The organism is Paraburkholderia elongata (assembly GCF_013177735.1).
Taxonomy (GTDB): domain Bacteria; phylum Pseudomonadota; class Gammaproteobacteria; order Burkholderiales; family Burkholderiaceae; genus Paraburkholderia; species Paraburkholderia elongata.
Window position 1 is genome coordinate 74268 of record NZ_WOEZ01000036.1, and the last position, 13101, is coordinate 87368.

A 13101-nucleotide genomic window follows, 5' to 3' on the forward strand; every position below is an offset into this window, starting at 1 on the left:
CGCCATACCGGGGAAATGCCGCACGGCGCCGCCCGTCGAGGCACGGCGCGAGAGCGTTTTGAAAGGCAACAGTGACGGATATTAACCGCTCGTCACGGCTTGGGCTATCCGATCGTGGGATGCTATTATATATACATTCACGAATGCATGTAAAAGTGCGTTTACGTCTTTGTAGGCAGGGGGCCTGCAAGATCGCTTCGTAAATGGCTCAACAGCAGACAGATTGTCATCGAGCGCACTTAAAAGCGCCCGGGAAAACCCCACAATCAGGGCAGGTCACACGCATATGGTCAGAAGAACCAAAGAAGAGGCGCAGGAGACGCGCAACAGCATTCTCGACGCGGCCGAACGGGTTTTCTTCGAGAAAGGCGTATCGCGCACATCGCTCGCCGACATCGCGCAGGCCGCCGGCGTCACGCGTGGCGCTATCTATTGGCATTTCGCGCACAAAAGCGATCTGTTCACCGAAATGTTCGACCGCGTGCTGCTGCCGCTGGACGAACTCAAGGCCGGCTTGCAAGACCCCAATGAGCCCGACCCGCTTGGGCGCCTGCTGGAAATCTGCACGGTCTGCCTGCGTGACACCGCCAACGACCCACGCCGCCGGCGGGTGTTCGACATCCTCTTTCTGAAGTGCGAGCTGGTCGAAGAGATGGGTCCGGTGATGATCCGCTATCAGACGAATATGCGCGAAGGGCTGAGGAAGATCGAAGGCGGCCTGCGCAATGCGATCTCCAAAGGGCAAATGCCGGCCGATCTCGACACCGGAATCGCCGCGGCGATGGTCCATGCGTTCGTCAGCGGCTCGCTGCGCGACATGCTGTTTTTGCCGGAGTCGACCGATTTCGGCAAGCATGCGGAGCGGATGGTTGCAGGGATGTTCGATGCGCTGCTGCTGAGTCCGGCGTTGCGCAAGGGGAAGACGGCCGGCTGACAGCCGGCCTCTGTGCTGCGGTCTTATGCAGCCGCTTGGCTCGCCCGCGCCTTCTGGTTCGACGCGTAGATGTTGCCGCGTTCGAGCGGCGCTCCGCTCTTCACAGCCGCAATCCATTGGTCCGTGCTCACTACGGCCGCGAAGCGCGAGTGCAACACCACGCTGAACACTCGGTGAATGTCCTCCGCGCTCGCAAAACCCGCGCTGTTCTCATAGGGCACCGAGCCCGTCGCGTCGTGCAGGAATTCGACCGTGAGACCCAGGTGGACCGCATGGTTGATCGTCGACGCGTCGCAGTTGTGGGTCATGTAGCCGATTACCGTCAATGTGTCGATCTGCTGCGCGGCGAGCCATTCGGCCAGATCCGTTTCGGGGAAGGCGCTCGGCAACGACTTTTCCACATAGTGATCGTGCGGGCGCGAGCCCACCACCGGATGCAACTCCGCCCCGACGGTGCCGCGCGCGAACAGCGGCGAGGTGGCCGGCGAGAAGTTCTGCACGACCACCACCGGCACACCGGCGGCACGGGCCGCGTCCATCGCCCGGCCGATGTTGGCGAGCGAGGTTTGCACATCCGGATATTCGATCGGCAGATCGCCGGTGACGTATTCGTTCTGCACATCGATGACGATCAGCGCGCGGCGTGGTGCGGTCATGGCAAGACTCCTGTCGGTTAAGCGGTTAGGGTTCGCGCTGCGCGGCCCGGGTTGGGCATTGAGTAAGCAGCGGCGATGACTGCATTGTTGGGCCGCCGCCGTTTTCCCGATAGCGACCCGAATGACAATATTCGCTAGAATCGGGCCATCGTTGAATTTCCCCAGGGCGACTGCAACCCATGGCTACACCCACCTCCTCCATCGCGGAGCGCAACAACGCGCCCCGCCACGTCGTCGCGGTCATCGCGTTCGACCGCATCAGCCCGTTCCATCTTTCGGTGCCGTGCGTGGTGTTCGGCGAGGACCGCAGCGGCGGCGGCTTGCCCGAGTTCGACTTTCGCGTCTGCGCTGCCGAACCCGGCGCGCTGACCACCACCGCCGGTTTCTCGATCGCCGTCACGCATGGGCTCGAAGCGCTCGCCGACGCGCATACGATCATCGTGCCGAGCTGGCGCGACCCGAATGAGACGCCGCCCGCCGCACTGCTCGACGTACTGCGCGCCGCCCATGCACGCGGCGCGCAACTGGTCGGGCTGTGTCTGGGTGCGTTCGTGCTGGCCGCCGCCGGCATCCTCGACGGCCGGCCGGCCTCTACCCATTGGGCGTGGGCGGACGACTTCGCGCGCCGCTATCCGTGCGTGCGGCTCGATCCCGACGTGCTCTATGTCGACGACGGCAACGTGGTGACCTCGGCCGGCACCGCCGCCGGCCTCGACTGCTGCCTGCACGTGCTGCGCAAGATGTGCGGCGCGCAGGCGGCGAACTATGTCGCGCGCCGGCTGGTCGTGTCGCCGCATCGGCAAGGCGGCCAGGCGCAATTCATTGAGCAGCCGGTGCCGCCGAATGTGCGCGGCGACCGCTTGTCGGGTCTGCTCGATTGGGTGAGCGGAAACCTCGATGCGCCGCATACGCTCGACACGCTCGCCGAGCGCGCCTTGATGAGCCGCCGCACCTTTACGCGGCGTTTTCGGCTCGCCACCGGCGCGACCGTCGGTGCATGGCTGCTGGCGCAGCGGCTCGCCCGCGCGCAGCAACTGCTGGAAAGCACGGATGAGTCCGTGGAAACGATCGCGGGGATTGCCGGTTTCGGCTCGACAGCCTCGCTACGGCAACATTTTGGGGAGGTGTTCCGCACTTCGCCGTCCGCGTGGAGGCGGGAATTTCGCGGTGTGTGAACGCTTGAAAGGGCGTGAGAAGGCCGCGCAGTGCTCCGCGCGGCCAACGCCGTTTCGTAGTGAATCACCGAGATTTCGTAGTAGCACCGACGCGACACCAACGCACCGGCGAGTCTAGCCGCGCCGTCAGCGCTCGCTGACCCAGCGCGCCACATACAACAGCAGCGCGACCAGAAAAATCATCACCGCCCACGCCCAGTTCGGCACCGCATGCGGACTGGGCTGGCGATGCGAAACACCATGCGAGGCGCCGTGCGACGCACTCGCGGCGCGTCCGGTCAGCGTATTGCCAAGATCGTGCGGGCGCGTGCGCCGCGCAATGCCGCTGAGGTTGATCGGCCGTAAAAAGACGTGCTGACGGCGCGCCGAAGAACCGCGCGCACGGTTCGGCCCGTGCCCATGCTTGGCGCGAACGACCGCGCCGAACTCGTCGAAAAAATCGTCGGCCAATTGATGCAGCGCGTTTTCGAGCTGGCGCGTAGGCAGTTCGGCGAGTGGTCCCGACGAGGTCGCCCAAATCGTGTAATCGATCCGCGTGCCGCGCTCCCGGCCGATGCCATGCGAGCCATCCTCCGCGCGCAACCTCACTTCGATCTGTCCGCGCAACGCGCCGATGCCCTCAGCTCGCGCCTTGAAATTGATGGTGCGGCGCTGCGCGTCCGCCGGTCCGGAATCCTGACCGGCTACATGGGCCCGCGCTTCGTAACGCGCGCGCAACGGCCCAAGCGCCACGGTCATGGTGAGCGCATATTCGCCTTGACCAAGCCGCGTGAACGACTCGCAGTTGTCGAGGCTGGCACGCAACAAGGCGAGGTCCTGCAACGCGTCCCAAACGTCGGACGGTGCAAGCGGAATCCGTAACGCGTCGTTCAGTTCCATGGCAGCCTCCCCCGATGAACGCGCGACAGCCGGTCAGGACGTCTGATCGATGCGGTCGACGCGCGATGCGTAAAACGCGAGATACCCTTTTATCTTTACCGCCGGCTCGAGCGGCGTCTCATAGCTCCATACAGCGTTTTCGATCAGACCGTCTTCGGTGCGCAGATGGAAGTAGGAAGCCTCGCCCTTGAACGAACAGTACGAAGTATGCGTCGAGCGTTCGAGGCGCGCCATGTTCACGTCGCTACGCGGGAAATAGAACACGTCCGGCAGACCGGTTTCCGTGAGCGTCAGGCCCGCCTGGGTATCTGCCATGGTCACGCCGCCATGAATCACACGCACCCGGTGATTGTTGCCGCTGATCGCGATGGCGTGCCCGCCCGTGCTCGCGCCGGGGTTTTCGTGGGGTGTCAAGGCATCGCTCATGTCTCGGCTCCGGGGTGGTGTGCAGCTCGATGTGCGGTCGTACAAACAATGAAGCCACGGGGGACACCCGTGGCTTCATTATCAACCAAACTTCTGCCGAACGCGCGGCCTTCCTGAACGCCGCCGGGGCGTCTCGCCCGGCGCCGCTCAAGCAGGCGAAGCGCTTATTGCGTACTCCAGTAGAACGCGGCCTTGGCGGTGCCCTTGGCCGGGATCGTTACCGACCTGGTCTGGTCGCTGTCCTTGTATTGCGCGTGCACCGTGTAGCGGCCGGGGCGCAGCTTGACCAGCATATACGGACCGCGCGAGGTGGCGGTCAGCACATCGCCCTCGTGCGCGTCGACGATCCGCACATGGACATCGGCCAGAAAATCGGAGCCGGGGCCGGTGAAGCGCAGTGACAGCGGCCACTGGCTTTGCGCGTGCTGCAGCGCCGTGGATTCGTCGACACCGACGCCGCCCGACACGAACGAAACGTCGCCCTTCTGCTGGATTTGCGGCATACCGTCGCCATTGGCATTGCCGGCGCTAGTGCTGTCGGTGGTCGTGCCGCCTGCCACCTGGCTCGCCTGTTGGGCATAAGCGCCGCCTGCCAGACCGAGCGTGAGCGCTGCGCATACCGCGGCGGCCACGATCCTTCGCTGATTGCGTTGGGTTTTCATGGTTCGCTCCTTTTTAAGGCCCTTGTCGTCCGGGGTCCCTCGGTGGGTCCGCTACAAGGTAGACGCAACCTGCGTGCCAGCATCAGTTTGCGTCGTCTGGAAACCGCTGCTGCGCCATGCCACGCGGCGCCGAGCGCCCTGCTTCACGGCTTTGATCCACGGCTTTGAATCGGGTAAAAAAATGCCGGTCCGTCGGCAGTAAGTGCACGGACCGGCAAGCGTTACGTCAATAAATCAATTCCCGGTTAGCCGAGATCGACCGGCACGAAGATCTGCGCGTTATCGCGCTGGATCAGCAACGCGATGCTGTTGCCGGCGCTTGCGATCATCTGCTTCAACTGATCGACGCTCGTGACCGGGCGGCCGTTGACTGCCAGGATCACGTCGCCCGGCTGGATGCCGGCGCTTTCAGCCGCGCCGCCCGATTGCTGCACCAGCAGACCGTGCGACACCGACGCGCCGCTCTTCTCTTCCGGCGTCAGCGGCCGCACCGCCACACCGAGACGGCCTTGCAACTGGGTCGGCTGGTCGGCCTTGTCCGAGGCCACCTTCGCATCCGACAACGAACCGATCGTCACCTTCAGATCCTTGGTGGCCTTGTCGCGCCACACCTGCACGGTGGCCGAGCTGCCCGGCGCCAGACCGGCGACCTGCGAGGGCAGATCCGACGAATCGCTGACCGGCTCGCCGTTCACCGACAGAATCACGTCGCCCGGCTGCAAACCGCCCTTGGCGGCCGGGCCGCCCGGATCGACCGAACTGACGAGCGCGCCTTGCGGCTTCTGCATGCCGAACGAATCGGCCAGCGTCTGGTTCATGCCCTGCACCGCGACGCCGAGACGTCCGCGGCTCACATGGCCGGTCTTGACGATGTCGTCCTTGACCTTGATCGCTTCGTTAATCGGGATCGCGAACGAAAGGCCCTGGAAGCCGCCCGTCTGCGAATAGATCATCGAGTTGATGCCGATCACTTCGCCTTGCAGATTGAACAGCGGGCCGCCCGAGTTACCCGGGTTCACCGGCACGTCGGTCTGGATGAACGGCGTGTAGTTTTCGTTCGGCAGCGAGCGCGACTTCGCACTGATGATGCCCGAGGTCACCGTGTTGTCGAAACCGTAAGGCGAGCCGATCGCGACTACCCACTGGCCGACCTTGCTCTGACGCGGATCGCCGATCTTCACGGTCGGCAGACTGCTCGCGTCAATCTTCAGTACGGCGACGTCGGACTGCTTGTCGGCACCGACCACTTTCGCCCTGAATTCACGCTTGTCGGTAAGCTTCACGGTGACGACGTTCGCGCCGTCCACCACGTGGGCATTGGTCAGGATGTAGCCGTCGCTGCTGACGATGAATCCCGAGCCGAGGCTCGCGCTCGGCTGATCGGGCGCATCGCCGCCGTCGCCGCCTTGCATGCCCGGCATGCCGCCGAAGAAGTGCTTGTAGAACTGATAGAAGGGATCGCTCGGATCGATCGGCAACTGGTTGCCGCCGCTGGCGCCATTACCGCCGCTACCACCGTTGCCGCGCAATGCCGTCTGCTTGACCACATGCTTCGCGCTGATGTTGACGACAGCCGGGCCGTAGGTTTCGACCAGACCGGAGAAATCGGGAATGCCGGTTTTCGCGGCGGCTTCAGCAGGCATCATCGCGGCCTGCGCCGGCGTGATTACCTGCGGCGCGGGCACGTCGCGATGCCCCGCCACATAGCCGGCGGACAGCGCCACGGCGACAGCCACTGCAACAGCGCTGCGGGACAAGGTTTTCGCGTTCATCGTGTACTCCTGACTGGGAGAAGAGGCTTTGGAATGAGATGAAGCGTACGTGGCATCGCTTAAAAGAGTCTTAAGCAGCGCCAGATCGCTGCAAGCCCGTTTTTGAGGCTTGTTTAAGGCTGGTTTAAGCCTCGTTCGAGCCACTTTACGAACAGAAAGCCTCACATTCAGAAGCGCACTTCGACCTGCAAACCACCCGCCGGAGATTCGTCGAGCCGCACCGCCGCATGGTGCTGCGTAGCGATGCGGCGCACGATCGCGAGGCCAAGACCGCTGCCCGCCACGTCGGTGCGCACGCGGTTCGCGCCGGCGCCGGCCCGGTAGAAGCGATCGAACACGCGGTCGCGTTCGGCCGGCTCGATGCCCGGCCCGCTGTCGGCAATCCGCACCACCGGATGTCCTTCTTCGACATGCAAACTGACGTCGACGCGGCCGCCTCGCGGCGTGTATTTGGTTGCGTTATCAACGAGGTTGTTGAACATGACGCGCAGCGCGTCGGCGTCGCCGGTCACCGTAGCCGGTTCGCTCGCCTCGATACCGAGATCGACGCCGCGATTCAGCGCAAGCGGCGCGTACGCCACCACGCAGTCCTGCAGCAACGCGCGCAGATCGATCGCGTTGGTGGCGGAAAGACCGTCCGGTTCCGATCGTGCGAGCGCCAGTAATTGTTCGGCGAGACGTGTGGCGCGCGTGACGCCCGCCTGCAGATCGGTCAGCGCTTCGCTGCGCGTGGCGTCGTCTTTCGCGCGGGCCACCAGTTGCGTTTGGATCTGCACGGCGGCGAGCGGCGTGCGCAATTCGTGCGCGGCATCGGCAACGAATGCTTTTTGGATATCGAGCGCGGTGGCGAGCCGTTCGAGCAGGCCGTTCAACGCGCGCACAAGCGGCTGCACTTCGAGCGGCAGACGCTGATCGGGCAAAGGATCGAGCGCCTCGGGGTGACGCGCGTCGAGCGCGCTGGTCACGCGCCGCAACGGCCGCAGTCCGCGCCCGACGATCACCCATACCGCCAGCCCCAGAAACGGCAGCAGCACGATCAACGGCCACAGGGTTCGCAACGCGACATTCGCCGCGAGCCGGTTGCGCACCGAAACCGGCTGCGCCAGTTGCACGACGTTATCGCCAACGATCGCGCCGTACACACGCCAGTCGCCGCGATCCGTATGCTCGGTCGAAAAGCCGATTTCGGCGCGCGGCGCGAGCGGCGCACGCGGTCGCGAGTAGTACATCAGCACGCCGTTGCGATTCCAGATTTGCAGCACGATGCCTTCGTCGCCGGTGTCGCGCGAACCGAGCACCTGCGAGAACGGTTCCGACGGCAGCGCCGCGGCGATCTGCTCCAACTGGTAATCGAACAGTTCGTTGGCTTCGGCAAGCGCTTGCCGGTAGATCAGCCAACCCGCAATGCCGACGCCGAGCAACACCAGCGCCAGCAGCCAGACCAACAATTGACGGCGAATCGAACGCATCGGCTCAGGCGTCCTTGGCGATCATGTAGCCGAGACCGCGCACGTTGCGGATCAGGTCCGCGCCGAGCTTCTTGCGCAGGGCGTGAATGTAGACCTCGACGGTGTTGCTGCCGATCTCCTCGCCCCAGCCGTACATTTTTTCTTCGAGCTGGCTCTTCGAGAGCACCGCGCCGGGCCGTGCGATCAACGCTTCGAGCAGCGCGAATTCACGCGCCGACAACGCGACCGGCGCGCCATCGAGCGTGACCTGATGCGAAGCGGGATCGAGTGTCAGGTTACCGTGGCGAATCGTCGAATCGCTGCGGCCCGATTGGCGGCGGATCAGCGCGCGCATGCGGGCGCCGAGTTCGTCGAGATCGAAAGGTTTGACGAGGTAATCGTCGGCGCCGGCGTCGAGGCCTTTGACGCGATCGGCGACCGCGTCGCGCGCGGTGACGATCAGCACCGGCGTGGCGTGGCCTTTGGCGCGCAACGTGCGCAGCACGTCGAGCCCATCGCGTTTAGGCAGGCCGAGATCGAGCAGCACCAGATCGTAAGGTTGGCCAGTCGCCGCGCTGAGCGCCGCGTCGCCATCTTCCACCCAGTCGACCGCGAAGCCTTCACCGCGTAGCGCCTTGCGCACGCCTTCGGCGATCATCCGGTCGTCTTCGACTAGCAATATGCGCATGGTTGGTACGGTCCCGAAACATTTGATGATGCCGCATTCTAGCGCCCGGCCCCGACGTGCGCGCCGCGCGACGCTTTTTCACCGCAGCCTCACGGCATGTCTCTACAATGAGCGCTTTGCGTCGCGCCGCGGTTTTCCGCGCGTCACGCGATGCTTCGACCCACTCTGGATTGCCGCGCGCCACCGCGCCCCGAAATCTTGCTTCTTCGCCTGTCCATGACGCACGCTTTTTTCCCTGCTTTTTTGTCTTCTCTCGCACGCCGTGTGGTGCTGCGTCCGCTCTCATCTGCTTCCGTCGACTCTCTACCTCGCCGGTTTGCGCCGCGCACGGCGGCGTTGCTGCTCGCCTGCGCTGCGCTCGGCTGCGGCGCAGCGCTGCCGCTCGCCGCGCAGGCACGCGTCAAGGCCGCGCATCCGAGCGTCAACGTCACCACGGTGTTGCCGCAACCGGTGATGATCGGCCTGCAGCGCGCGCACGTGCCCTTGTCGTCGATCAGCGTGGTGGTCGAAAAGGTCGGTGACCGCACGCCGATCGTCGCACTGAACGCCGGCAAGCCGATGATGCCCGCCTCGACGATGAAGCTCGTCACTACCTACTCCGGCCTGTCGATCCTCGGTCCGGACTATCGCTGGCGCACGAGCGCCTACACGGACGGCACGCTCGACGCCAACGGCGTACTGCACGGCAATCTGTACATTCAGGGCACAGGCGACCCGAAGCTCGTTCCCGAAGAGCTGATCGACCTCGTGCAGAAGATCCACACGGCGGGGATCAACGGCGTCGACGGCGCGCTGGTGCTCGACAAGCGCTACTTCGACGCCTCCACGCGCGATCTGCCGCCGTTCGACGACGACGCCACCGCGCCGTACAACGTCGGCCCCGATCCGCTGCTGTACGCCTTCAAGTCGCTGTCGTTCACGCTGACGCCTTCCCCGGATGGCAGCGTCGCAATCGACGTGCTGCCCGCGCTCTCGCAGTTGCAGATCGACAATCAGATGCACGCCGTCCATGGCCCGTGCCGCGGCGACGCCGCCTCCGTCTCGCCCACCGTCACGCCCCAGCCCAATGGCACCGTGGTGGCGTCGTTCGACGGCGACTACTCGGTGCGCTGCGGCCCGCGCACGATCAACGTCGCGGTGCTCGATCACTCCGCGTTCTTCGGGGGCGGCTTCCTCGCGCTGTGGCAGCAAACCGGCGGCACCTTCAGCGGCGCAACCCGCGAAGGCCCGGTGCCGGTCGGCGCGCGCCTCGTCGCCACGCACCAAGGGCCGGTGCTGTCCGACATCGTTCGCGACATCAACAAGTTCAGCAACAACACGATGGCGCGCAACCTGTTCCTGACGATCGGCGCGACGGAAGAAAAGCCGCCCGCCACGCCCGCGAAATCGGCGCGCGCGATCGAGGCGTTTCTGCGCCGCGACAGTGTCGACATGCAATACCTGACGCTCGACAACGGCTCGGGTCTGTCGCGCGACGAGCACATTACCGCGCTCTCACTCGCCGATCTGCTGCAGCGGGCCAATGCGAGTCCGGTCGCGCAGGTGTTCGTGGAATCGCTGCCGATTGCGGGCGTCGACGGTACGATGCGCAACCGCTTGACCAACCAGGGCGCGGGCGGCAACGCGCACATCAAGACCGGCACCCTGCGCGATGTGCGTGCGATCGCCGGCTATGTGGCCTCGGCGGATGGCAACAGCTACGTGGTGGTGAGCCTGATCAACGACCCGCATTCGGAGGCCGCGCGCGCTGCGCACGACGCCTTGCTCGAATGGGTCTATCAGGGACCGTCCCAGGGATTCACGAAGGTCTCCGACCGCGTCGCCGAACCGCGCAGCAGCAAGCCCAGGAAAAACCCGCACAAGCGCGGCGCCCATTGAGGATTCCTTCTATAGAACCCGCGCGCCGCAACGCGCCCAAGCGTGTACGCTGTCGGGCAGTGTTTGAGGCGCGCGTAAAACGTACCGCGTAGCGCACGAGCCGCGCAGCCGTTACGGTCACGTGGCCCGATCAAACGAAAACGAAAACGTCCGCTGCGGCAAGCGCAGCGGCCAGGGACCACGGAGGAAGACACAATGCAATTCGATGCCGAATTGCTGCTGCTCGCCATGGCGCCAGTCTTTCTCGCATGCATTGGCTGGGAGGCGTGGCACCTGCGGCGCACGCGCCCCGGCGCGCAGCTCTATAGCTGGCGCGACACGTTCTGCAACGCCGCGCTCGCGCTGATGCAGCAAGCTGCCGACAAGCTCGCGTGGCTAGCGATCATCCCCGTCTATGCGTTCTTCTATGAACACTATCGCGTCGCCACGTGGCAGGCGAACTGGGTGTCGTTCGTCGTACTGTTCGTCGCACAAGATCTGCTCTATTACTGGTTTCACCGCTGCAGCCATCGCGTGCGCTGGCTGTGGGCCGCGCATGTCGTGCATCACTCGTCGGAGCGGATGAATTTTTCGACCGCATTCCGCCAGAGCCTGATGTATCCGATTGCCGGCATGTGGCTGTTCTGGATTCCGCTCGCCGTGCTCGGCTTTCCGCCGAAGCAGATCGTCGCCATCGTGTTGATCAACCTCGGCTTTCAGTTCTTCGTGCACACCCAGGCGATCGGCAAGCTCGGCTGGTTCGAATATGTGTTCAACACGCCGTCGATCCATCGCGTGCATCACGCGCGCAACGACCGCTATATCGACCGCAACTATGCCGGCGTGCTCGTAATCTGGGATCGCCTGTTCGGCAGCTATGTCGAGGAAGATGCGCACGATGCGCCGATGTACGGCATCGTCGAGCCGCTCCACACGTATAACCCGCTGAAGGCTACGTTTCATGAATGGGCGTCGATGGCCGCCGATTTCGTGAGCGTGCGAGGCTGGCGCAACAAGTGGCGCGCGCTGTTCGCACCGCCCGCATGGGCCGCGGATTATCATGCGCGCCGCGCCGCCGGTGCGAGCGCCAGTGTCGCGGCATCCGGCGGCAAATCCGGCGGCAATACGAGCATTGAAGACAACCATACGGCCGCGTTTCAAACACCGCGCAGGCCGTAGATGATTCTGTAAGCTGTCGTCACGCCGCCGACGCGGTGGGCGCCGCCTGCAATACATGGCACCAGGGCCACCCATACGAGGAGATGTAGTCAACATGAATCAAACAGCATCGAAGAAACGCAATTTCGTCCGCGTCACGCAGATCGCCATCGCCAGTGCTGCGTTTGCGCTACTCGCGGCTTGCGGCGGCGGCAGCGATAACAACAACAGCTCAAGCAGCACGCCGGCGGGCGGCGTGAAATTGCAGGTTGTGTCGTTCGGCGACAGCTTGTCGGATGTGGGCACGTACGCGCCGGTGATTCAGGCGAGCTTCGGCGGTGGCCGCTTCACGACCAACCCGGGCGAAGTGTGGACCCAGAAGGTCGCGGAGTACTACGGCGGCACGTTGACCGCCGCGTATCTGGGCGGCTTCGGTCAACCGCTGGTTGCGGCGGGCGGGTATGGCTACGCGCAAGGCGGCTCGGACGTCGTCAACGCCCAGGGCATAGGTTGGGCACCGAACAGCATGGGGGCGACGACGGTGCCGGTGGTGACCCAGGTGGCAAACTACCTGGGCGCGCATACGAGCTTCAACTCGAACCAGCTCGTGCTGGTGAACGGCGGCGCGGACGACATCCTCCAGTTCTCGACCACCGCCAATCTGACGGCGCTCGGTACCGCGCTGCAGACGCAATACCCGCAGCTCGTGCAGGCCGGCAAACTGCCGAACTCGCAGGCAGGCCAGGTAGCGTTCATCGTCGGCTACCTGCAGCAGCTGGCCAACCCCCAGGTCGCGCAGGCCGCCACCCAGCTCGCCGCGCAAGTCCAGACCATCGTCAACTCGGGTGCGACCCACGTGGTGGTGGCGACGGTGCCGGACATCGGCAATGCGCCGCTCGGCGTCGCAGCCAACGCGCAGACGCCTGGCACGGCTGCACTGCTATCGGGGATTACCGCGGCGTATAACTACCTCCTGGTCCAGAACCTGACGGGCCTCGGCCTGCTGGGTACGGGCAAGGTCATCGTGGCTGATGCGTTCACGTGGCTGGATCAGCAGTTGCCGAACTACCAGGCGCTGGGCTTCACGGTGTCCAACACGGGCACGGCGTGTAACGTGAAAGCGATGGAGACCAACGCAACCGCGTACGCCACCGCCAATCCGAGCGCAACGAACGGGCTGACCCCGGCCCAGTACGGCTCCCTGTTCGGCTCGTCGCTGTTCTGCTCACCGCAGACCTACACGGTGGCTGGCGCTGACCAGACTTACATGTTCGCGGACATGCTCCACGCGAGCACGCACTTGAACGCCTTGTTCGCGCAGTTCGTCCAGCAGCAGATCGCGGCGACGGGTTTGGGGAAATAAGTTGAGGGTTGCCGCGTAGCGGCAGCAGGATGCGAGTTCTGCGAACGCCTGGCTTGCTGGTCAAGCCGGGCGTTTTTTTATCT

The 13101-nt window shown here is 64.6% G+C and carries 12 protein-coding genes; 5 read left to right on the top strand and 7 right to left on the bottom strand.

Annotated features, from left to right (window positions below):
* Positions 1–286: 286 nt before the first annotated feature.
* Complete coding sequence (locus GNZ13_RS06775; protein ID WP_172161665.1) at positions 287–934, top strand: TetR family transcriptional regulator; 648 nt, start codon at positions 287–289, stop codon at positions 932–934.
* Positions 935–957: 23 nt separating this feature from the next.
* Here the strand turns inward: GNZ13_RS06775 and GNZ13_RS06780 are convergent, their stop codons facing one another.
* Positions 958–1590, bottom strand: a complete 633-nt coding sequence (locus GNZ13_RS06780) for a cysteine hydrolase family protein (RefSeq protein WP_172161667.1) — start codon at positions 1588–1590, stop codon at positions 958–960.
* A gap of 179 nt (positions 1591–1769) precedes the next feature.
* On the opposite strand from GNZ13_RS06780, the gene GNZ13_RS06785 reads away from it, so the two are divergent.
* On the top strand, positions 1770–2765 hold the full coding sequence (locus GNZ13_RS06785) for a helix-turn-helix domain-containing protein (protein ID WP_172161669.1): 996 nt from the start codon (positions 1770–1772) through the stop codon (positions 2763–2765).
* Positions 2766–2891: 126 nt separating this feature from the next.
* Here GNZ13_RS06785 and GNZ13_RS06790 read toward each other — a convergent pair whose 3' ends face one another.
* The 6 genes from GNZ13_RS06790 to GNZ13_RS06815 all read right to left on the bottom strand — a co-directional run bounded on the left by GNZ13_RS06790 (position 2892) and on the right by GNZ13_RS06815 (position 8640).
* A complete protein-coding gene (locus GNZ13_RS06790) occupies positions 2892–3644 on the bottom strand; it encodes a CoxG family protein (RefSeq protein ID WP_172161671.1) in 753 nt (250 codons plus the stop codon).
* A 33-nt stretch (positions 3645–3677) separates the two neighbouring features.
* Positions 3678–4070, bottom strand: coding sequence for a DUF427 domain-containing protein (locus GNZ13_RS06795; protein ID WP_172161673.1), 393 nt, complete (start codon positions 4068–4070; stop codon positions 3678–3680).
* Positions 4071–4234: 164 nt separating this feature from the next.
* Positions 4235–4732, bottom strand: coding sequence for a carboxypeptidase regulatory-like domain-containing protein (locus GNZ13_RS06800; RefSeq protein ID WP_172161675.1), 498 nt, complete (start codon positions 4730–4732; stop codon positions 4235–4237).
* A 245-nt stretch (positions 4733–4977) separates the two neighbouring features.
* Positions 4978–6504: a DegQ family serine endoprotease gene (locus GNZ13_RS06805; RefSeq protein WP_172161677.1), complete on the bottom strand. Its 1527-nt coding sequence runs from the start codon at positions 6502–6504 to the stop codon at positions 4978–4980.
* A 167-nt stretch (positions 6505–6671) separates the two neighbouring features.
* Positions 6672–7973: an ATP-binding protein gene (locus GNZ13_RS06810; RefSeq protein WP_172161679.1), complete on the bottom strand. Its 1302-nt coding sequence runs from the start codon at positions 7971–7973 to the stop codon at positions 6672–6674.
* Between the two features lie 4 nt (positions 7974–7977).
* Positions 7978–8640, bottom strand: a complete 663-nt coding sequence (locus GNZ13_RS06815; protein WP_172161681.1) for a response regulator — start codon at positions 8638–8640, stop codon at positions 7978–7980.
* 216 nt (positions 8641–8856) lie between these two features.
* Between GNZ13_RS06815 and dacB the strand changes: the two genes are divergently transcribed.
* The 3 genes from dacB (at position 8857) to GNZ13_RS06830 (ending at position 13018) form a co-directional block, all read left to right on the top strand.
* Positions 8857–10518 carry a D-alanyl-D-alanine carboxypeptidase/D-alanyl-D-alanine endopeptidase gene (gene dacB, locus GNZ13_RS06820; protein WP_172161683.1) on the top strand — a complete coding sequence of 554 codons (1662 nt, stop codon included), beginning with the start codon at positions 8857–8859 and terminating at the stop codon, positions 10516–10518.
* Between the two features lie 195 nt (positions 10519–10713).
* A complete protein-coding gene (locus GNZ13_RS06825; protein WP_172161685.1) occupies positions 10714–11676 on the top strand; it encodes a sterol desaturase family protein in 963 nt (320 codons plus the stop codon).
* 94 nt (positions 11677–11770) lie between these two features.
* On the top strand, positions 11771–13018 hold the full coding sequence (locus GNZ13_RS06830) for an SGNH/GDSL hydrolase family protein (protein ID WP_172161687.1): 1248 nt from the start codon (positions 11771–11773) through the stop codon (positions 13016–13018).
* Positions 13019–13101 lie beyond the last annotated feature (83 nt).